The organism is Bacillus sp. MYb56 (assembly GCF_002976445.1).
In the GTDB taxonomy this organism is placed as follows: Bacteria; Bacillota; Bacilli; order Bacillales; family Bacillaceae_G; genus Bacillus_A; species Bacillus_A mycoides.
In genome coordinates this window covers 351,437-373,337 of sequence record NZ_PCOH01000001.1, presented here as the reverse complement: position 1 = coordinate 373,337, position 21,901 = coordinate 351,437, and the positions used below count along the sequence as shown (strand labels likewise).

The window sequence follows — 21,901 nt, the reverse complement described above, 5'->3', positions numbered from 1 at the left end:
AAAGCTTAAAAACAGACTAATATGAGGGAATAAGCGTTAATTAACTTGTCTCTATATAATAAATTGTAAAAAGGCAGCTTTTTTTAGCTGCCTTTTTACAGGGAGATTGAAAAATCTTGGAGGTCATTCATGAGTATAAGCAAAAATTGCTTATATGTAGTATGTACATTATTTATAGTTTTATTCCAATATTTAGTATGAAATAAACGCAAGTTTATCGTTTACAAATGCAAAAAAAGAAGGACTTATTTATTATGGATAAAAAGAAATTATTTAGTTTTAAAAAATGATGAAAATATATTTATTTGTCTTATAGAAGCTTGCTATTAGGCGTATGGGTCTAGCAATAAAACAAGCTTTGAATAAGATAATAAAAAGGAGTTGATTAGTAATGGGTTATATTGTAGATATTTCGAAATGGAATGGAAATATTAATTGGGATATTGCAGCGTCTCAGCTAGATTTAGTTATTGCTAGAGTTCAAGATGGTTCGAATACGATCGATTTTATGTATCAAGGTTATGTGAAAGAAATGAAGAAACGTAGTATCCCATTTGGGAATTATGCATTTTGCCGTTTTATATCTATTTCAGATGCAAAAAAAGAAGCACAAGATTTTTGGAATCGTGGCGATAAAAACGCTAAATTTTGGGTGGCAGATGTAGAAGTTCAAACAATGATAGATATGCAAGGCGGGACTCAAGCATTTATTGATGAATTACGCCGATTAGGTGCAAAAAAAATTGGTTTATATGTAGGACATCACACGTATGTATCATTTGGAGCTCGCAATATTGATGCTGATTTTATTTGGATTCCTCGTTATGGAGGGAATAAACCAGCATATCCTTGTGATATTTGGCAATATACTGATTCAGGAAATGTTCCTGGTATTGGAAAATGTGATTTGAATCAATTAATTGGGAATAAAAATCTTTCTTGGTTTATAGGTTCAAATCAAACAAATCAATCTAGTATTGGAGACAGTAAGCGACCAAATGGAATTGGTATTGCAGTTTCAAAATATGATGATGGATACGGAATTAATTTATATGAAAATCCTGCGAATCCGCAATTTATAGGAAGACTTACGAAAAAAATCCCATATTTAATCTATAAAGGTTATTGGGGAGGTGGCGAAAAAGATATGATTTGTTTAGGTGGTGAACAACAGTGGGCTAAGTTAGAACATTTTAATGTACAATGGTTTTATGCATATTCAAAGTATACACCTGGATATGAAATTAGAACGTACGATGGGCCAAACGGGAATGATACAGGTGCGGTCGATGGGAGGGTTCCTTATCGTATTTGGAATCGTCAAGATGGATATATAGATATAGGTGGGAACAAATGGATCAAAGAAGAACATGTGCAGATTAAATGATGTTAAAAGTCGGATTTATGCCGGCTTTTTTATTTAATAAAGCTTGTCTCTGGCATGAAGAGAAATACTTGCAGAAAACACATTGATTTCACAATAGCGCTGTATAGTTCCTAATATACATTTATCAAAGTGAGGTATTTGAATTGAAAAAGAAAAAGCTATTTATGGGAACTATTATTGCATGTGTGGCGCTAACATTGTCTGCGTGTGGTTCCTCAGAAAATGTTGCAACATCAAAAGTAGGAAACGTGACAGAGAAAGAGTTAAGTAAAGAATTAAGGCAAACATATGGAAAAAGTACTTTATCTCAAATGATGTTAAATAAGGCATTGCTAGATAAATATAAAGTTTCAGATGAAGAAGCTAAAAAACAAGTAGAAGCAGCGAAGGAACAAATGGGTGACAAGTTTAAAGTGGCTTTAGAGCAAGTAGGATTAAAGAATGAAGATGAATTAAAAGAGAGAATGAAGCCAGAAATTGCACTTGAGAAAGCGATTAGAGCGACTGTCACAGATAAAGATGTGAAAGATAACCATAAACCTGAAATGAAGGTAAGTCACATTTTAGTGAAAGATGAAAAAACTGCGAAAGAAGTAAAAGAGAAAATAAATAATGGTGAAGATTTTACTGCTTTAGCGAAACAGTATTCGGAAGATACTGGTTCAAAGGAACAGGGCGGAGAAATCGCTGGTTTTGCTCCTGGTCAAACTGTGAAAGAGTTTGAGGAAGCTGCGTATAAATTAGATGCAGGACAAGTAAGTGAGCCAATAAAAACATCTTATGGTTATCATATAATAAAAGTGACGGATAAAAAAGAATTGAAACCATTTGATGAAGTAAAAGATACGATTCGAAAAGATTTAGAACAACAAAGACTGCAAGATGCGACAGGTAAATGGAAACAACAAGTAATCAATGATCTATTGAAAGAAGCAGATATTAAAGTAACAGATAAAGAATTTAAAGATACATTTAAATTCTTAGATGAGAAATAAGGTTTAGAAGAAAAACAGAGATTTAGCATAATGCTATATTTCTGTTTTTTTGTTTTCAATAGAAAAGGGAACTCATATAGAGTTCCCTTTTCGCGTTAGTGTGTGAGTTATAAATAGATAGTAAGACAATACAATATTACATTTAAATATTAAGAATTACAATAGGGAAATTTGGATGTAGATAAAAGGAATAAGCAATTAAATTCGCAAAATGTTGAAATGATAATGTTTTAGTTAATTAATTTTGTTAAATATAAACTAAATATATTTTCTTGGAGAGTGAATTGAGGACATAATTTAAAGAATGGTACATATCATATTTATTGGAGTATAAATTAACTTTATAGGAAGTGACATGTTGAACATTTAGTACAAAAAGATGTTCTTAATGATGATAAGAATTATTTATCCCGCTATTTGTGGGAGTCTTACTGCTCGTAAAACCCCCACTGATTATTAGCCTTCACTTTATTAAAATAGGATGAATATTTTTATATTTACTAGATTATTAAATTAATTTGGGGGAGAATATATGAAAGTTATTTTTAAGAGAGAAGGCGGAGGGAAAATTTTTGAATCATCTAATGAAAATATAAGCGTTCTATTAGCTGTATTAAAAGAAACAAAAGGGATAAAGATTGGGATGGTTGAGTATGAAGTATTAGAATATAAACTGGAATATTATCGGAATCCGAAAAAAACAGAAACAGAGAGAGAATTACATATTATAATGCAACCCAAGCATAGTCAATAAAGAAAGTGAAAAATTGATGAGTGTGAATCTTACTGCCTGCAAATAGCAGGATAAATGGTAGTAATTGTCGATATGTATGAAACTTATGAGGAATGAATTGTTTTACATCATAAGTTTCTAAAGCTTTGTGAGTTCGTTCATAATAAAAGTGTATGCTTTTGTTGAAGGATGGTTAATGAGATGTAGCTGAAATTTGTATTACAGAAAGAACGTTAGTTAGGATAGAAAAGTAAAATTAGAAATATAATTAGTTCAATAAAAGCGACTTCACATTAGGTGGAGTCGCTTTTATTGTTGCTACACGTATTCTATGATGCGATAGGAAGTGCAAAGAAATTTGATTAATAAAAGGGAGTAATAAATGAGTATGAATAAACTTCATATATTAAAGTTGCATTTTGTTTGAAAAATTTACATGTTGCACTTCCGTAAGAACATTCGTTCGTGTATAATTAGAACGAATGTTCTTTCGGAGTGGAGATGTCTACAAATTCATAAATAGTTTTGAATTGGAAAGCTACGCTACGTATAAATAAGAGATGGATAAAGAATGAAGCGATAAGGCTTCTAACCGCAAGGGCTGCGGAGATAGCCTAATAAATTAGAGTTCGATAGAACTCTTTACTTAGGAATCCCCCACTTCTAAACGAAGTGAAAGTGGGGTAGTTCAAGAATGGATAGATATAGAAAATTGAGGAGTAAAGAAAATGAATTATGTAAAGATACAGGAAAAAGGAAGAGAGTGGGTTCCGTTTACAGTAATGTCGGAACAATTATTAAGTATGAAAAAAATTATTGGAGAGAAATTAAAAGTCCAAAGACCGCTAATAACAAATGAAGCGAAAGACAGCATTTCAGACAAATTATTAACTTCATTATTGTCTGAAGAAGAGATGTTAGTGACATATTTTGAAGAAGGATACATACTTACGAGTTATATGACAGTGGTTCATATAAATCCAATTCAACAAATTGTAAAATGTACAGATGCATTTTATAAAACATATATATTTTCTGCAATGGACATAATTGATGTAACCTAAAAGAAGCTGAATTTTGAAGTTTAGCTTCTTTAATTTATCTAGCTATTTACGGACAGGCAGATTCACACCTCAAAATTCGGCTGTGAGTCAGGCTACCTGTTAAGACCTAATTTTTTGAAGAGGTGAAGAACTAAATGAAAAAGCAGCTAGCTGCAAGCTAGCTGCTTAGTCCCAGGGAAAGGGAGAAAAAGATTGGCACTCAAAAAATCAATGATAGCTGTGTATCAGCCTGAGTATAGTATAGACAAATTTTAAAATGTTATACAAAAATGATTACAGATCTGGTTAGGCCGTACCAACTTGGTTTTGATCTGCTAGATCAGAATCAAATGTATTAGTCGCGCTAACCCCACTAAAAGTGTTCACTACGAAACCAACGTTAGATGCGCCAGAGCCGTTATAAGCTTTCGTATTCTCTTTTGGAGAAACATTGTAGAAATCACCTAAGTTGAAAGATCCGTTACTATTTTGTACAACTAAATTCCCAACAACTGAGGGCATAATTTTCACCTGCTTTATAAGTAATTGTTTGCATTACTATATGAAGGTATAGTCTAATTGGTTCATTTGACAAATATTCCGGAATAGAAAAATGTTTGAAGCTTTGTTTAATCAATCGAGCAAAAAGTATGTTAAAATTAATGAAGAGCTGAATTTTAAAAAGAATAAATTCGAATAATTAATATATACGGAATTAAAGGAGGCGAAATGTAATGGATAATGTTATAAAAACAGTGGATTTAACAGATGCAGAATCAAGTAAACTTATTGCTTATATTTATAGTAATGATGTCACATTGATCGAAAAAGCATTTTGTCCTAATGAAATAAAATTAAAGTTTAATGAAATAGCAATTTTATCGGCAATTAAAACCGCATATATTACGAAAGTATCTATAAGGAAAGAACTTGAAGCAATTTTTCACGATACAGGCGTTTTATTAGTAAAGCAAAATGTTGAAAGGAATAGTATTCAATCTATAACAATGCATTTTGAGCAATTTAAAAAGTTGCAAAATGAGATTGAGAATTTAAATAAAAGTATGTTATAAGACTAGGTGGAAATTTATTGATAGAGGTGGGCTCTGTTAAGTTGAAAAAGTGGATTGAAAAGTATTTGGATAAATCGAACCGTAAACATAAATATACTTTCATTAAGGTGTAACCTATATTTATCGATGTGAGAAATGTAGGGAATAGAAGATACAATTTAAAAATAATAACGATACAAACAAAAAGAGTAACTATGATGGTTACTCTTTTTGTTTGTAATATGTAATATCAAAAATACTTCTAAAGTATGAAATGAATTGATACTTAAGTGAGAAGTTGAATAAGAATAAAAAGAGTAATATTAATGGAAAGGAGGAGATGAAGTTGGAGCGAAACGACATTGGGAAACTTGTAATTATTACTGGAGTAACGCAAGGGTTAGGACGTGCAATGGTTGATAGGTTTCATGAATTGGGGTGGAACATAGCAGGGTGTGGACGCTCAAAAAATAAAATTGAAGAACTTAATAAATATTACGGTGCTTCACATGATTTTCAAATAATTGATGTTTCAAATCATCACCAAGTTAGTAAATGGGCAAGTCGTATTCTTAATAAGTATAGGGCTCCCGATATGTTAATAAATAATGCATCGATTGTTAATCAAAATGCACCTCTATGGAAAGTTACCGCACAAGAATTTGAAAGTGTAATGAGTGTAAATGTGAACGGGGTAGTAAATGTCATTAGGGCGTTCGTCCCGGCGATGATAGCTAGGAAAGAAGGAATTATTATTAACATGAGCTCTAGTTGGGGAAGAGAAGGCGAGGCTGAACTTGCGCCATATTGTGCCTCGAAGTTTGCTGTTGAAGGTATCACGCAGTCAATGGCAATGGAACTGCCAAATGGTATGGCAGTAGTTGCTTTAGATCCAGGTGGCAGTATTAGCACTCCAATGCTTCACTTATGTGCACCTCAATATGTAAAAGAATCTCCTACACCTGAAATGTGGTCACATAAAGCAATTCATTATATATTAAATATATCAATAGATAAAAACGGTGAGTCATTGACATGTCCGGCATACATTCATTGAGAAACTCCTTGTCAAAAAGAGCGCCTGAAAGGTGCTCTTTTGTATTATTAGTACATTATGTGATGCACAAAATTACATATGAAAAATAGAATAATGAATTAAAGGTGATATTTGTTTGTTTTGAATGTATTAGAAAATTTAAATATAGGTGATGGGAAATGAACCTACGCGATTTAGAATTGACAGGTGCCTGGTTTCAAGTAGGAGGAAATCTTATAGCAGCAATTGGAACAACTAGAGGGTTTGCAGGGGAAGAAAAGATTGAGTCGGATCTCGTTATTGTAGGGAGTTCATTACAAGCTCTCGGATATATATTACAAATTATAGCAACTAATGATGCGAAAGATGAAGATAAATGTGAGAAGCAAGAGGTAACTATAGATAATAAAAATAAAGCGCTAGCGAAAACGGGGATTGAGTTATTAGCTTTAGGTAATATTTCAAATGTAATAGGAACGTATTTTAATCTCAATGAACAAATGAAAGAAAATGATTTCCTTATAATTACTGGAAATAGTTTGCAATCAATTGGCGCTTTTTTAGGAGTAGAAGTAGCATTGAATGAGATAAATGGAATACAGTGGATTATCGTATTAGGGAATTCAATGCAAAGTTTAGGTGCGGGATTACAAGCATATGAAGGTATTAAAAATATACCAAAAGAAGAAAAGGGAAAAGAAGACAGTAATATAGATAAAGAAGATCAACGTATAATAGGGCTAATAGGTATTTGGATACAGGCAATAGGTACTGTAATTTCAGCAATTGGATTAACCGAAATAGTAGAGGAACAACGATTGGAATCTAAGAAAAGGTGATGAAATACTCATTTCAATGAAGTTTGGAGTATTTCAATTTTAGAAGTAGGACAAGATGGATGTGTTAATTGTTTTTGTAGGCTTTTTCATATAGGCGTAGAATATACATATAAACGAACAGGTGAAAATAACTTGTTAACGTTAGTGAGAGGTTCCTCATTTAGTTATACTATTATATGTGATTTTTGTAATGATGAGTTCTTATATACGCTTTTAGAAATAACATGATTTCATAGGTTTGATAGTGTAGGAGATGGATGGGGAAGAATCGAAAAATAAACATTAAGGAGTTTTTCAGACATGATGTACTTATTAGCAATTCTACTTCCGCCGGTAGCTGTTTTATTTTGCGGAAAGCCGTTTCAAGCGATTATTAATTTCATTTTAACCTTAATTTTTTGGGTTCCAGGAGCGATACACGCAGTTCTTGTCGTACATGATAAAAAAGCCGACAGGCGACTTAAAAAACAAGTTCAGGCGTATGATGAAATTAATAAAAGAAATAGAAGAAATAGAAGGTAAATTGCGATTGACATACAAAAAAGAAAGGGGATTTGATTCGCCTTTCTTTTTTGTATGCCAATCAAGTTTAAATTTTAGTATAGCGGTAAGAATTTTTAATATAAGTATTATGATAATAACTTTTAGAATGTGCGTTTAATAAACCGGTGTAAATGCTTTCTGGCACATTAAAGAAATCATACATACCATTCTTTAGTTGAATACGTAAAATCATAGAAAAAGGATTATAGCCAACAGCAACTAATTTTTTTGAAATAACGGGAGATAGCTCCATCATTACGCAACTCCTTATTTTTCATTTTAGATGGTTTCTTGTAGAGAAGGGGATTGTCGTGTTGAAATCCTAATAATTAAAGGAGTATTATACTTATATGCAATATATTAAATGTTTGTTATACGTAATTATAAGGAAGTTCACACGAAGTACATATCGTTGTGCTATTTTTATTTCACCTTTGATTTATAAATAAGAAAATATTGACCATTTGAAAAAAAGGTATATTATTTATACGAGGTATTAAAAATTCACTTCTTACATTCTATGCTTTAAGGGGCAGTATTATTAGAAAAAATAGAAGTGAAAATAGTTTGTATAAGAAGTATTCTAAAATGTATAATCTGTGAATTGGGAAAATATTGAATGCTCCAGGTCAATATACTTTCTTGATTAAATGTATTTGGGAAAGTGACCTCAATATTTTCAAGTAAATCAACGGGAGAATTGAAAGGCAGGAGAAAGTAACATGTCAGAAAATTATCGTTCTCGAGAGGAGCGACGACAAGTTCAAAAGAAAAAACAGCCAGCTTCTAAAAAAACAAAACCAAAAGGTAAAACATCGTTTTTTCGTAAATTTTTAATCAGTTGTTTACTACTTGGTATTGTAGGTTTAGTGGCAGGGGTTGCTACCTTTTTCGTAATGATTAAGGATGCACCAAAACTTGAGAAAGCAAAACTTGTTAATCCGTTATCCTCAAAAATCTATGATAAAGACGGGAATTTGGTATATGAATATGGGAAAGAAAAGCGGACGAATGTTACGTATGATCAAATCCCTAAATTGGTAGAAAATGCATTTTTAGCAACAGAAGATTCGCGTTTTTATGAGCATAGCGGAGTAGATTTTAAAGGTACTGCTCGTGCAGTTTTAGTTAGTCTTAAGGGAGATTATGGCTCTCAAGGTGGTAGTACGATAACGCAGCAAGTTATTAAAAACTACTTCTTATCGATGGAAAAAACGTCAAAACGTAAAGTTCAGGAAATATATTTAGCGTATAAGCTAGAACAACAATATTCAAAACATGAAATATTAGAGATGTATTTAAATAAAATTAATTTAGGAAACCGTTCATATGGAATCGCAACAGCAGCACAAAACTACTACGGTAAAGAATTGAAAGATTTAACATTACCAGAAGTTGCGATGCTAGCTGGCTTACCAAAAGCACCGAATAACTATGACCCAACGAAAAAAGAAAATGTTCAAAGGGCAACAGAAAGAAGAAATACTGTACTAAACTTAATGAATAGACATGGTTATATTACAAAGGCAGAAATGGAAGAAGCTTCGAAAGTTAAAGTAACAGATGGACTTAAGACTGCAACTGTTCAAGCAATGCCTCATACTGCATTTATGGATGCAGTTGTGAAAGAAGTAGAAAAGGAAATACCAGATGTTAATATTGGATCAGATGGTTTAGAAATCTATACAACATTAGACCCGAAAGCACAGAAATTAGCTGATAATATTTTGAATACAAATATTATTAATTATCCAAATGATAAATTCCAAGGTGCTTTCACATTTATGGATACGAAAACTGGAGAAGTTCGCGCTATAGGTAGTGGGCGCGGTGAAAATAAAGCAGTATTTAAAGGGCATAATATGGCGATTGAATTAGATCGTGCAGCTGGTTCAACGATGAAACCAATTTTTGATTACGCTCCTGCAATTGAATATTTAAAATGGGCTACTTATCATCAAATTGATGACTCTCCATTTAAGTATTCAACTGGCCAAGAAGTTAGAAATGCAGATAGAAGTCATTTAGGGCCAATCTCAATGCGTGAAGCACTAACAAAGTCACGTAATATCCCAGCTATTAAAACAGCTAAAGAGGTAGGTATTAGTAAATCGAAAGAGTTCTCTGAGAAATTAGGTATTACATTTAATGTAGCACCGACAGAATCAACAGCGATCGGTACAAATGAAGCGTCACCAACTGAAATTGCAGGTGCTTATGCGGCATTTGGGAATGACGGTAAGTATACGAAGCCGCATTTTGTTAAGAAAGTAGTTTATCCAGACGGCAAGTCACAAAGTTTTGGACAAAAACCAAAATCAGTTATGGCGGATTCTACAGCATATATGATTACTGATATGCTTCGTTCTGTAGTTACATCAGGTACTGGTACATCGGCAAATGTGGCCTCTTTAGATGTAGCTGGTAAAACAGGTACAACTAACTATTCTTCAAAACAACTAGCACAATATGGAATTCCAGAAAGTGCAACTCGTGATAGTTGGTTTGCAGGATATACACCGCAATATACGATGGCAGTATGGACTGGATATACGAAAGATGGTAAAGACGAGTATATTAGTAGTAAAAATACGAAAATTGCACAGTTGATCTTTAAAGAAATGATGAGCGAGATGGCTACAGATAAATCACGCTTTAAAATGCCAAGTAGTGTTATTCAAGAAGGTAGTGAATTGCGTATAAAAGGTGAAAAACGTGATTCATCTCCAAATACGAGCGTACCGGATACAACGGAACAACCAAAACAAGATCAACAGCAAAAAACTGAAGAAGAGAAAAATCAAGAGGAATTAAAGAAACAGGAAGAACTTAAGAAACAAGAAGAGCAAAAGAAACAAGAAGAGCAAAAGAAACAAGATGAACTTAAGAAGCAAGAAGAGCAAAAGAAACAAGATGAACAGAATAAGCAAAATGAACAAAACAATGGAAATGGTCAAGGAACTCCAAATCCACCAACTAATGGAGGTGACCAAGGAACTCCAAATCCACCAACCACTGGAGGTGGCCAAGGAACTCCAAATCCACCAACCACTGGAGGTGGTCAAGGAACTCCAAATCCACCAACTAATGGAGGTGACCAAGGAACTCCAAATCCACCAACCACTGGAGGTGGCCAAGGAACTCCAAATCCACCAACCACTGGAGGTGGCCAAGAAACTCCAACCCCACCAACTACTGGCGGGAACACAGGAGAGGCTCCTTCCAATAATGGACAATAAATAATGCATTTTAAAAGCACCGAAGGTACCGGGAAAAACGGTTTCTTTGGTGCTTTTTGTATTATAAAGAGTAATATTATTTTTAAATATTAAAAGTACCATAGAAATTTTGAAAGTAAATTGATGGGAAATGATAAAAAATTTGAGTTGGCGGTATTGGATAACTAGGGCCATAAAAAGTAGTACTACTCGGGTGTGTACCATGATGCCAAAATGAAGGGGTGACTTGGTCAGTCGATTGATATTGTTGCCAAGCGGCAGGAAGTTCGATACCAACATCAGAACTAGCTGTATGAACGACAGGAACATGTATTGAGGGAGCTGATGGGACAACGGCGGTTATTCTTGGTGATACCCACATGAAAACGATCACTCCTAAGTTTAATAATAAAATAGTATATTCTTCTAAAACATATAAAGGTACATATATAGGTTTTTTGCTTAAAACATAGGCATAAAGTCGTAAGACCAACTTAAATTGATGGTAGACCATTTATTATGAAAAGATACGTCTATTAGCGGAGGGCAAGGGAACATGAAAAATATACAATTGATGTGTTGATTGTAATATTTTACGTGTTTATGGAGGGATTTTAATGGAACGATTATGGACGAAATCATTTATACAAATGACTATCGCGATGTTATTTTTATTTACGGGGTTTTATTTACTTGTTCCAACGCTCCCGCTCTTTATTAAAGAGATTGGTGGAAATGAATCGCAAGTTGGACTGATGATGGGAATGTTTACAATAGCGGCAGTTGTAATACGACCGATTATTGGAGGTATGCTAGATCAATATGGTAGAAGATCTTTTATTATTTTCGGACTCATATTTTTTGGGATAACGATGTATTCGTATAATTTAGCATCGACTATTGTCCTTTTAGCTGTTTTACGCGTTATTCACGGAGTGACGTGGGCTGTTTCTACAACAGCAGTTGGAACAGCGATAACTGATATTATTCCAGATTCACGTCGTGGTGAAGGGATGGGCTGGTATGGCATGGCGATAACAATCGCGATGGCAATTGGCCCGATGATTGGATTATGGGTTGTACAAAATTATTCATTTCATGGTCTATTCTTGTTAGCAACTCTTTTATCCTTTATGGCAGTCGTATTATCGTTAATAACGAAAATGCCATTCACGCCACAAAAAGAAAAAGGGAAAATTCAGCTGTTTGAAAAATCCGTTTTATCAATAACGGTTGTTGTTTTCTTTTTATCATTTGCATATGGAGGAATAACAACATTTTTACCGTTATTCGCGTCATCAATTGATGTGAATCCTGGGACATTCTTTCTTGTATATGCAATTGCTTTAACAATTGTACGACCTATTTCAGGAAAACTATTAGATAAGTATGGAGAAGTTTTTATCATACTTCCGGCACTATGTATTACTATTTTAGCGATAGTTGTACTAACGATTTCAAATGGTTTGATAGGTGTAATGATTGCAGCGGCATTATATGGTGTTGGATTCGGTTCAGCACAGCCCGCTTTACAAGCAGCGATGCTGACAATTGTTGATCCTAGTAAAAGAGGAGTTGCTAACGCTTCATTCTTTACCGCTTTTGATTTAGGGATTGGATTAGGTGCGATTTTACTTGGAGTAGTTTCACAAATGTTTGGTTACCGTATTTTATTTGCAGGTAGTGCAATTTCAGGATTAATAGCTTTAATTATATTTGTCATTTTTGTAAAACAACGATTAGGCAAAAAAGATTTTGCGTATAAAGCATGATGAATCTATTTGATGTATTGTAAGGTACGGAGGAAATAGCTCAATTCAGCCCGGATATTCTTTAGGGATTGTTTCTGAGAAATCAGTTCGGGAAATAGTGTCAGTTGAGAAAGACGGTAGTTTATTTTTATAGATTTTGATGATCTTTCGTACTTTCAAAACTATGAATTAGTTGTAAGCTATCGTAAAGAAACGGAAGAAATTTAATTTAATTATGTAAAATAATAATTTTATTAAAAATAAATAAATTTTATATAAGAATTATATTTATGGGAATATGAAATAAATATTATAAAAAACCGAGCTGTGCATGAGTGCAGCTCGGTTTTTTATGTTTGTTGAAGAAAAAGGGATTAAAGGTATATTTAGTGGGATTATATGGATAATTGTTATATTTCGTTTTAAAACATTGTAAAAGGATGTCTGTCCTTTCTTTATAAAAGATGAAAGTTATTTTTGAAAAATTGTATTATTACATCGGTAAAAGTATAGGAAACTTATCATTATAAAATAAATTGAAATCTTCTAAAAACTCTGATACATTGAAATAGAAATGTAGTTTCATATTATTGTAAAGGCTTACAGTTATGTGCACGAAGATCTATTAGGATTGGAGGAAATAATGATGAAAGCTGAAGAAAAATTTTCCCCGGGATTAGATGGTGTAGTAGCAGCGGAAACGAAAATTTCGTTTCTTGACACAGTAAAAGGTGAAATTGTAATTCAAGGGTATGATTTAATCGAACTCTCAAAAACAAAAGAGTATTTAGACATTGTGCACCTTTTATTAGAAGAACGTTTACCGAATGAGGATGAGAAAGCAACAATTGAAAAGAAATTAAAAGAAGAATATGCAGTGCCAGAAGGTGTATTCAATGTTCTAAAGGCATTGCCTAAGGAAACGCATCCTATGGATGGGCTACGTACAGGTGTGTCTGCATTAGCTGGTTACGATAGTGATATCGAAAACCGCTCGTTAGAAGTGAATAAAAGTCGAGGATACAAGCTTTTAAGTAAAGTGCCAAATATTGTAGCGAATAGCTACCATATTTTAAATAATGAGGAACCAATTGAGCCTCTTCAAGAATTGTCATATAGTGCGAATTTCTTCTATATGTTAACTGGAAAGAAACCAACTGAACTTGAAGAGAAAATCTTTGATCGTTCCCTTGTTTTATATAGTGAACATGAAATGCCAAACTCTACATTTACAGCACGCGTTATTGCATCAACGCAATCCGACTTATACGGCGCTTTAACAGGAGCAGTTGCATCCTTAAAAGGAAGTCTTCATGGCGGTGCGAATGAAGCGGTTATGTACATGCTTTTAGAAGCTGGTAATGTTGAGAAATTTGAAGAGTTATTACAGAAGAAACTATATAACAAAGAAAAAATTATGGGCTTTGGACACCGTGTTTATATGAAAAAGATGGATCCAAGAGCACTTATGATGAAGGAAGCATTAAAGCAGTTATGTGATGTGAAAGGCGATTATACACTATATGAAATGTGTGAAGCTGGAGAAAAAATTATGGAGAAGGAAAAAGGAATTTATCCGAATCTTGATTATTATGCTGCTCCAGTATATTGGATGCTTGGTATTCCAATTCAACTTTACACACCAATCTTCTTTAGTTCTAGAACAGTAGGGCTATGTGCACACGTAATTGAGCAACATGCGAACAATCGTTTGTTCCGTCCACGTGTAAATTATATTGGCGAGCGACATGCATTTAGTAAATAAAAACAACTGGGGAGTTGTTAGCGCCGCCCGCCAGATGGGTGTTTGACCGACACCCATCATTAATAATAACGAATTTTCGACAGAAAGGGAAGAATAGCATGATTAAAACAAATGAAATTAAACAAAAAGATGCATTATTAGAAGAAATTACGGACTATGTATTAAATAAAGAGGTTACAAGTGCAGAGGCATTCAGTACGGCTCGCTACGTATTACTTGATACACTTGGATGTGGAATTTTAGCACTACAATACCCAGAGTGTACGAAATTATTAGGACCAGTTGTACCAGGAACAATCGTGCCAAATGGTACACGTGTACCAGGAACATCTTATGTGCTAGATCCAGTAAAAGGCGCATTTAATATCGGATGTATGATCCGTTGGTTAGACTATAACGATACTTGGCTTGCAGCAGAGTGGGGACATCCATCGGATAACTTAGGCGGAATTTTAGCAGTTGCAGATTATATTAGCCGCGTTCGTATTTCAGAAGGAAAAGAACCATTAAAAGTACGTGAAGTACTAGAAATGATGATTAAAGCACATGAAATTCAAGGTGTACTTGCTTTAGAAAACAGTTTAAACCGTGTTGGTCTTGATCACGTATTATACGTAAAAGTAGCGACGACTGCAGTAGTTGCAAAAATGCTTGGCGGAACGCGTGAGGAAATCTTTAATGCATTATCACATGCGTGGATTGATAATTCTAGTCTTCGTACATATCGTCATGCTCCAAATACAGGTTCACGTAAATCATGGGCAGCAGGTGATGCGACGAGCCGCGGTGTTCATCTTGCAATGACTGCATTAAAAGGTGAAATGGGTTACCCAACGGCATTATCTGCACCAGGATGGGGATTCCAAGATGTGTTATTTAACAAGCAAGAATTAAAATTAGCAAGACCGCTAGAATCTTATGTAATGGAAAATGTATTATTCAAAGTGTCATTCCCAGCAGAATTCCATGCACAAACAGCTGCAGAATGTGCAGTGAAATTACATCCGGAACTTAAAGAAAGATTAGATGAAATTGATCGTATTACAATTACAACTCATGAGTCAGCAATTCGTATTATCGATAAAGAAGGTCCATTAAATAACCCAGCTGATCGCGATCACTGCCTACAATACATTACGGCAATAGGTTTATTAAAAGGAGATATCGTTGCGGATGATTATGAGGATGTAGTAGCGAATGATCCACGTGTAGATGAATTACGTAATAAGATGGTTGTTGTTGAAAACAAACAGTACAGTTTAGATTACCTTGACCCGAACAAGCGCTCAATCGCCAACGCTGTTCAAGTTCATTTTAAAGATGGTACTGTAACAGAAAATGTGGAATGTGAATACCCACTTGGCCACCGTTTCCGTAGAGACGAAGCAATTCCAAAAGTTGTTCGAAAATTCACTGCAAATATGGCAGGTCATTATTCTAGTAAGCAACAAGAAAAAATCCATGATGCTTGTCTAAATGAAGAAAAACTAGAAAATATGAATGTAAACGAATTTGTAGATCTATTCTTAATTTAATAATAGGGGGAATTTAGAATGGCTTGGGTTGTGAATAAACAGTCAACACAAGAGGAGCTTGCGAATCGCTTCCGAGCTTTAGTAGAAGCAAATGAAATTTTGCAAATTCCAGGTGCTCATGATGCAATGGCGGCTCTTGTTGCGAAAAACACAGGTTTTTCAGCTCTATATTTATCGGGAGCTGCTTACACTGCAAGTAAAGGACTACCAGATTTAGGAATCGTGACGTCTACTGAAGTAGCAGAGAGAGCAAGGGATCTAGTTAGAGCTACAGATTTACCAGTTCTTGTTGATATTGATACAGGATTTGGTGGAGTACTAAACGTAGCGAGGACAGCTGTAGAAATGGTGGAAGCGAAAGTTGCGGCTGTTCAGATTGAAGATCAACAATTACCAAAGAAATGTGGACATTTAAATGGTAAGAAACTTGTTACTACAGAAGAATTAGTTCAAAAAATTAAAGCGATTAAAGAAGTTGCGCCAAGTTTATATATTGTAGCACGCACAGATGCTCGCGGCGTGGAAGGATTAGATGCAGCGATTGAAAGAGCGAATGCATATGTAAAAGCAGGGGCAGATGCAATATTCCCAGAAGCGCTTCAATCGGAAGAAGAATTCCGTTTATTTACTAGCAAAGTGAATGCACCTTTACTAGCAAATATGACTGAGTTCGGAAAAACACCATATTATAGTGCAGAGGAATTTGCGAATATGGGCTTCCAAATGGTAATTTATCCTGTAACTTCACTTCGTGTTGCTGCAAAAGCATATGAGAATGTGTTCACGCTAATTAAGGAAACGGGTTCTCAAAAAGATGCACTTTCTAATATGCAAACGAGAAGTGAATTATATGAAACAATTTCATATCATGACTTTGAAGAGTTAGATACTGGAATTGCAAAAACAGTATTATCTGAAGATCAATAGGTAGAAGGATTTAGGCGATGAAAATACATCTTTGGCAAAACGAACTGCTTGATGTGAAAAATCATCGCCTTCTGTTTTCAATAATAAGATATTCCACTCATCGTAGACGAGCATATGCAAAAATCAACGAAGGCCGAAATGATAGGGGGATTCAGATGGAGAAAACGAAGTTACCATGGGATGAATTTTTTTCACTCAATAAAGATGTGAATAATACTTTCTTTACACCAGAAGATTTTTCAGGGGATGAAGATTTAATTGCAAAAACGACAGAACAATTCGTTAAACAAGAAATTGTCCCGCAAATTGAGAATATTGAACAACATAACTATAAAGTTTCTCGTCAATTATTTGAGAAAGCTGGGGAACTTGGATTATTAGGCATTGAGGTACCAGAAGATTATGGCGGATTCGAGTTAGGAAAGGCTGTCTCAGGTCTTGTAGCAGAGAAAATGGGTTACGCTGGTGCATTTAGCGTTTCTTTTAATATACACGCCGGTGTAGGTACGTTGCCTTACATATATTATGGAACGAAAGAACAGAAAGAAAAATATTTGCCGAAAATTGCGTCTGGAGAATGGATTGGGGCTTATGCTTTAACTGAGCCAAATGCTGGTTCTGATGCATTAAGTGCAAAAACGAGTGCAGTATTGAATGAAGATGGAACTGCTTGGAAGTTAAATGGTGAGAAGCAGTGGATTACAAATGCTCATATGGCAGATGTATACGTTGTTTTTGCGAAGACAAATAAAGGAATGACAGCGTTTATTGTCGAAAGAACATGTGAAGGTGTATCCATTGGACTAGAAGAAAAGAAAATGGGGATTAAAGGTTCTTCAACAGCGACGCTTATTTTAGAAGATGTTGTCATCCCTGCTGAAAATGTTTTAGGGGAAGTTGGGAAAGGGCATCACGTAGCTCTTAATATCCTTAACTTTGCTAGACTAAAACTGGCTTTTGGAAATATTGGAACAGCAAAACAAGCAATTGGTTTATCGGTTCAATATGGAAAAGAGCGAAAACAGTTCCAAACGGAATTAGTAGATTTTACGATGATTCAAGAGAAAATTGCCAATATGATTATTTCTACATATGGAGCAGAAAGTGCAGCTTACCGTACAGCGGGTGTAATTGATGAAGCAATTCATGAGAGTGATGAAGATCTTATGAAAAAAATGTCCCAATTTGCAATTGAATGTGCACTGAATAAAGTAAACGCTTCTGAAACACTTGCTTATATCGTAGATGAAGCTGTACAAATTCATGGTGGTTACGGTTATATGCAAGAATACGAAGTAGAACGATTATATCGTGATGCTAGGATTAGTCGTATTTTTGAAGGAACGAATGAAATTAATAGATTAACAGTTGCAAAAATGTTAATGAAGCAAATCGAGCAAATAGAAGATGCTGAAGTAGAAATTGATGTGGCAAATGTAGAAAGAAACCATCGTTACATTTTATTAGCGAAAAAATTGTTGAAACAATCTTTGAAAACGCTCTCTAAAACTCCAGGTTTAAAAATTGAGCAAGAGCAAGAATATTCACGCGTATTATCAAATATGTTGACGGACGTGTACGTCATGGAATCAGCATTTTTACGTACGAGGAAAGCAGTTAGTAAAAATGGTGAGGAAAAAGAGCGTACGAAACAAATGATAACAGATGTTATTTGTGAAGAAGGATATCGTAAAGTAGAAGAATCCGCGATTTCCATTCTTTCAGCAGCTGTCACAGAAGAACAAAATAGACAAGAAATATTAGCTGAAATCCGTCAATTATTAGTGCCTTTATACTCAAACTTATTTACGAAAAAGAGAGATATTGCGAAAGTTATTATAAATCGCGGGAAATATATTGTGTAAATAGGAGGAAAGCGATATGAAAAAGATTGGTTTTATCGGTTTAGGTAACATGGGTCTTCCAATGTCTAAAAATTTAGTTAAATCTAGCTACACAGTATATGGAGTGGACTTGAATAAAGAGGCGGAAGCTTCCTTTGAAAAAGAAGGAGGAATTATCGGCCTATCAATCTCAAAACTAGCAGAGACATGCGATGTGATTTTTACAAGCTTACCATCACCTCGTGCTGTTGAAGCGGTATATTTTGGGGAAGAAGGATTATTTGAAAATAGCCACTCGAATGTAGCTTTAATTGATACAAGTACAGTATCTCCACAATTAAACAAACAATTAGAGGAATCGGCGAAGGAAAAGAAAGTAGACTTTTTAGCAGCACCTGTTAGCGGTGGGGTAATTGGTGCAGAAAACCGTACATTAACGTTTATGGTTGGTGGATCGAAAGAAGTGTATGAGAAAACTGAATCTGTCATGGAAGTGCTTGGAGCGAATGTTTTCCATGTTAGTGAGCAGATTGATAGTGGTACAACTGTTAAATTAATTAATAATCTATTAATTGGTTTTTATACAGCTGGTGTGAGTGAAGCTTTAACATTAGCGAAAAAGAACAATATGGATTTAGATAAAATGTTTGAAATTTTAAATGTAAGTTACGGTCAGAGTAGAATTTATGAGCGTAATTATAAAAGTTTCATTGCATCAGAAAATTATGAGCCAGGCTTTACTGTGAATTTATTAAAGAAAGATTTAGGATTTGCGGTAGATTTAGCGAAAGAAAGCGAACTTCACTTACCAGTAAGTGAGATGCTATTAAACGTATATGAAGAAGCGAGTGAGGCAGGATATGGTGAAAACGATATGGCTGCTTTATATAAGAAAGTTAGCGAACAATTAATTTCTAATCAAAAATAGTGCACTTATAAAAACCATGATAAAAAAGGAGAGAATATAATGATTACAACTGAAATTAAACGAGTGAAAAATCATATTAATGGCGAATGGGTAGAATCTACTGGTACGGAAGTAGAAGCGGTTCCGAATCCGGCAACCGGAAAAATCATCGCTTACGTTCCACTTTCTCTAAAAGAAGATGTTGAAAAAGCTGTTGAAGCGGCAAAAGCGGCATACAAAACATGGTCTAAAGTGCCAGTTCCAAATCGTTCAAGACAACTATACAAATATCTACAACTGTTACAAGAAAATAAAGAAGAGCTTGCAAAAATCATTACGCTAGAAAACGGTAAAACGCTAACGGATGCAACTGGTGAAGTACAGCGTGGTATTGAAGCGGTAGAACTTGCAACATCAGCACCAAATTTAATGATGGGACAAGCCCTTCCGAATATTGCTAGTGGAATTGATGGATCGATTTGGCGCTACCCAATCGGAGTTGTTGCTGGTATTACACCGTTTAACTTCCCGATGATGATTCCATTATGGATGTTCCCACTTGCAATTGCTTGCGGTAATACATTCGTATTAAAAACATCTGAAAGAACGCCACTTTTAGCTGAGCGACTTGTAGAGCTATTCTATGAAGCTGGTTTTCCAAAAGGGGTATTAAATTTAGTACAAGGCGGAAAAGATGTTGTAAATAGTATTTTAGAAAATAAAGATATTCAAGCAGTTTCGTTTGTTGGCTCTGAGCCAGTGGCACGCTACGTATATGAAACTGGTACAAAAAATGGTAAACGTGTACAAGCGTTAGCAGGTGCGAAAAACCATGCGGTTGTTATGCCAGATTGCAACCTTGAGAAAACAGTACAAGGTGTAATTGGGTCTGCGTTCGCAAGTAGTGGAGAGCGCTGCATGGCATGTTCAGTAGTAGCAGTAGTTGATGAAATTGCTGATGAATTCATTGATGTATTAGTAGCGGAAACGAAGAAGTTAAAAGTAGGTGACGGTTTCAACGAAGATAATTATGTTGGACCATTAATCCGTGAATCTCATAAAGAACGTGTTTTAGGCTATATTAATAGTGGTGTAGCAGATGGAGCAACTTTACTAGTAGATGGCCGTAAAATCAATGAAGAAGTTGGAGAAGGTTACTTTGTTGGTGCAACAATCTTTGATGGTGTAAATCAAGAAATGAAAATTTGGCAAGATGAAATTTTCGCTCCGGTATTAAGTATTGTAAGAGTAAAAGATTTAGAAGAAGGTATTAAGCTGACAAATCAATCGAAATTTGCGAATGGTGCTGTTATTTATACATCAAATGGAAAACATGCACAAACATTCCGAGACAATATTGATGCTGGTATGATTGGTGTAAACGTTAATGTTCCAGCACCAATGGCATTCTTCGCATTTGCAGGAAACAAAGCTTCATTCTTTGGAGATCTTGGTACAAATGGTACGGATGGCGTTCAATTTTATACACGTAAAAAAGTTGTAACTGAGCGCTGGTTTTAATAAAGTGAAATGATAATGAGTGGGGTGCATTCCCACTCATTATAAAAATAATACAAACGAAAATACACTACTCATAATCGAGTAGTGTATTTTCGTTTGTATTGTGTTAACTATTTCTTTCAAAGGCTAATTTAATACCAAACCCAATTAAGACGATTCCTGTAATCCCTTGAATATAACGCTGTGTCTTCGGTTTTTTCATAAAAGCACTAATTTTATCAATTAAAAATATATAAAAAGCAAACCAAATGACGGTTAAAATGAGATAAGTAAGTCCCATAACGAGAAGTTGTATAAATGTATTATGATTTGGATTTAAAAACTGTGGTAAAAAAGTTAAAAAGAAGACTGCAATCTTAGGGTTTAGTAAATTTGTAAGAAACCCTTGGCGAAAGCAAGAAGTATGTTTATTGTCATTATTTATTGGAACGTCATTTGTATTTAAGTCTTCTGTGTTTCTTACTGCTAAAAGGGCTTTAATACCAATATAGACTAAATATACAGCACCAACATATTTAAAAATAGAAAATAAAAGAGCAGACTTTACAATAAGTGCTGAAAGACCAATTACAGCAGCTAAAGTGTGAATTAAAAGCGCAACACAAGTACCAAAAACAGTTTTTACGCCGCCGATTTTGCCGGCAATCAATGTGTTTTTCGTAGCCATTGCTGTATCAGGACCGGGTAGAATAATAAGACATATAGACATAATAATAAACAGAAAAAAATCTTCCATAATGTTATCCGCCTTCCTTTTTTGTTTTTAGAAAATTCGATTAACGTTAGTTTAACATACATTTTAGTT

General features: G+C 34.5%; 20 protein-coding genes and 1 pseudogene. 17 read left to right on the top strand and 4 right to left on the bottom strand.

The window, feature by feature from the left end; genetic code table 11:
- The first annotated feature begins 391 nt into the window (after nucleotides 1-391).
- From CQ058_RS01800 to CQ058_RS01785, 4 genes are all read left to right on the top strand, one after another.
- Nucleotides 392-1,387, top strand: coding sequence for a glycoside hydrolase family 25 protein (locus CQ058_RS01800; protein WP_002031833.1), 996 nt, complete (start codon nucleotides 392-394; stop codon nucleotides 1,385-1,387).
- Between the two features lie 143 nt (nucleotides 1,388-1,530).
- A complete protein-coding gene (locus tag CQ058_RS01795) occupies nucleotides 1,531-2,382 on the top strand; it encodes a peptidylprolyl isomerase PrsA (protein ID WP_002031835.1) in 852 nt (283 codons plus the stop codon).
- Nucleotides 2,383-2,914: 532 nt separating this feature from the next.
- Complete coding sequence (locus CQ058_RS01790) at nucleotides 2,915-3,136, top strand: hypothetical protein (RefSeq protein ID WP_105589408.1); 222 nt, start codon at nucleotides 2,915-2,917, stop codon at nucleotides 3,134-3,136.
- A gap of 707 nt (nucleotides 3,137-3,843) precedes the next feature.
- A complete protein-coding gene (locus CQ058_RS01785) occupies nucleotides 3,844-4,179 on the top strand; it encodes a YolD-like family protein (RefSeq protein WP_002085766.1) in 336 nt (111 codons plus the stop codon).
- Nucleotides 4,180-4,464: 285 nt separating this feature from the next.
- Here the strand turns inward: CQ058_RS01785 and gerPF are convergent, their stop codons facing one another.
- Complete coding sequence (gene gerPF, locus CQ058_RS01780; RefSeq protein ID WP_001141569.1) at nucleotides 4,465-4,680, bottom strand: spore germination protein GerPF; 216 nt, start codon at nucleotides 4,678-4,680, stop codon at nucleotides 4,465-4,467.
- A 212-nt stretch (nucleotides 4,681-4,892) separates the two neighbouring features.
- Here gerPF and CQ058_RS01775 point away from each other — a divergent pair, with 212 nt between their 5' ends.
- The 4 genes from CQ058_RS01775 (at nucleotide 4,893) to CQ058_RS01760 (ending at nucleotide 7,607) form a co-directional block, all read left to right on the top strand.
- Nucleotides 4,893-5,231 (top strand): hypothetical protein, encoded by a 339-nt coding sequence (locus CQ058_RS01775; protein ID WP_002031841.1) that lies wholly within the window; start codon nucleotides 4,893-4,895, stop codon nucleotides 5,229-5,231.
- A gap of 325 nt (nucleotides 5,232-5,556) precedes the next feature.
- On the top strand, nucleotides 5,557-6,267 hold the full coding sequence (locus tag CQ058_RS01770) for an SDR family oxidoreductase (protein WP_002085764.1): 711 nt from the start codon (nucleotides 5,557-5,559) through the stop codon (nucleotides 6,265-6,267).
- A gap of 158 nt (nucleotides 6,268-6,425) precedes the next feature.
- The gene (locus CQ058_RS01765) at nucleotides 6,426-7,085 is read left to right on the top strand and encodes a DUF6944 family repetitive protein (RefSeq protein WP_002035373.1); all 660 of its coding nucleotides are present in this window, start codon (nucleotides 6,426-6,428) and stop codon (nucleotides 7,083-7,085) included.
- Nucleotides 7,086-7,385: 300 nt separating this feature from the next.
- Nucleotides 7,386-7,607, top strand: coding sequence for a YqaE/Pmp3 family membrane protein (locus CQ058_RS01760; protein ID WP_105589407.1), 222 nt, complete (start codon nucleotides 7,386-7,388; stop codon nucleotides 7,605-7,607).
- Nucleotides 7,608-7,674: 67 nt separating this feature from the next.
- Here the strand turns inward: CQ058_RS01760 and CQ058_RS01755 are convergent, their stop codons facing one another.
- The gene (locus CQ058_RS01755) at nucleotides 7,675-7,884 is read right to left on the bottom strand and encodes a KTSC domain-containing protein (RefSeq protein ID WP_002035375.1); all 210 of its coding nucleotides are present in this window, start codon (nucleotides 7,882-7,884) and stop codon (nucleotides 7,675-7,677) included.
- 466 nt (nucleotides 7,885-8,350) lie between these two features.
- Here CQ058_RS01755 and CQ058_RS01750 point away from each other — a divergent pair, with 466 nt between their 5' ends.
- Nucleotides 8,351-10,867 carry a PBP1A family penicillin-binding protein gene (locus CQ058_RS01750; protein WP_033726853.1) on the top strand — a complete coding sequence of 839 codons (2,517 nt, stop codon included), beginning with the start codon at nucleotides 8,351-8,353 and terminating at the stop codon, nucleotides 10,865-10,867.
- 82 nt (nucleotides 10,868-10,949) lie between these two features.
- Here CQ058_RS01750 and CQ058_RS01745 read toward each other — a convergent pair whose 3' ends face one another.
- Nucleotides 10,950-11,228 (bottom strand): hypothetical protein, encoded by a 279-nt coding sequence (locus CQ058_RS01745; RefSeq protein WP_002085760.1) that lies wholly within the window; start codon nucleotides 11,226-11,228, stop codon nucleotides 10,950-10,952.
- A gap of 235 nt (nucleotides 11,229-11,463) precedes the next feature.
- Here CQ058_RS01745 and CQ058_RS01740 point away from each other — a divergent pair, with 235 nt between their 5' ends.
- The 8 genes and pseudogenes from CQ058_RS01740 to CQ058_RS01705 all read left to right on the top strand — a co-directional run bounded on the left by CQ058_RS01740 (nucleotide 11,464) and on the right by CQ058_RS01705 (nucleotide 21,096).
- Nucleotides 11,464-12,618 (top strand): MFS transporter, encoded by a 1,155-nt coding sequence (locus CQ058_RS01740; RefSeq protein ID WP_105589405.1) that lies wholly within the window; start codon nucleotides 11,464-11,466, stop codon nucleotides 12,616-12,618.
- Nucleotides 12,599-12,825, top strand: a pseudogene (locus CQ058_RS01735) (HesB/YadR/YfhF family protein). The gene CQ058_RS01740 and the pseudogene CQ058_RS01735 overlap by 20 nt, the downstream one beginning before the upstream one ends.
- Before the next feature lie 415 nt (nucleotides 12,826-13,240).
- Nucleotides 13,241-14,362 carry a citrate synthase gene (gene mmgD / locus CQ058_RS01730; RefSeq protein WP_002127276.1) on the top strand — a complete coding sequence of 374 codons (1,122 nt, stop codon included), beginning with the start codon at nucleotides 13,241-13,243 and terminating at the stop codon, nucleotides 14,360-14,362.
- Between the two features lie 98 nt (nucleotides 14,363-14,460).
- Complete coding sequence (gene prpD, locus CQ058_RS01725) at nucleotides 14,461-15,897, top strand: 2-methylcitrate dehydratase (RefSeq protein WP_002031844.1); 1,437 nt, start codon at nucleotides 14,461-14,463, stop codon at nucleotides 15,895-15,897.
- A gap of 18 nt (nucleotides 15,898-15,915) precedes the next feature.
- Nucleotides 15,916-16,824 (top strand): methylisocitrate lyase, encoded by a 909-nt coding sequence (gene prpB / locus CQ058_RS01720; RefSeq protein WP_002031847.1) that lies wholly within the window; start codon nucleotides 15,916-15,918, stop codon nucleotides 16,822-16,824.
- 155 nt (nucleotides 16,825-16,979) lie between these two features.
- Nucleotides 16,980-18,689 carry an acyl-CoA dehydrogenase family protein gene (locus CQ058_RS01715; RefSeq protein ID WP_033709052.1) on the top strand — a complete coding sequence of 570 codons (1,710 nt, stop codon included), beginning with the start codon at nucleotides 16,980-16,982 and terminating at the stop codon, nucleotides 18,687-18,689.
- A gap of 16 nt (nucleotides 18,690-18,705) precedes the next feature.
- Entirely contained in the window at nucleotides 18,706-19,596 is an 891-nt protein-coding gene (locus CQ058_RS01710) for an NAD(P)-dependent oxidoreductase (protein WP_002189532.1), read from the top strand.
- A 39-nt stretch (nucleotides 19,597-19,635) separates the two neighbouring features.
- A complete protein-coding gene (locus CQ058_RS01705; protein WP_105589404.1) occupies nucleotides 19,636-21,096 on the top strand; it encodes a CoA-acylating methylmalonate-semialdehyde dehydrogenase in 1,461 nt (486 codons plus the stop codon).
- Nucleotides 21,097-21,202: 106 nt separating this feature from the next.
- On the opposite strand, the gene CQ058_RS01700 is transcribed toward CQ058_RS01705, so the two are convergent.
- Nucleotides 21,203-21,832 carry a LysE family translocator gene (locus CQ058_RS01700; protein ID WP_002189534.1) on the bottom strand — a complete coding sequence of 210 codons (630 nt, stop codon included), beginning with the start codon at nucleotides 21,830-21,832 and terminating at the stop codon, nucleotides 21,203-21,205.
- Nucleotides 21,833-21,901 lie beyond the last annotated feature (69 nt).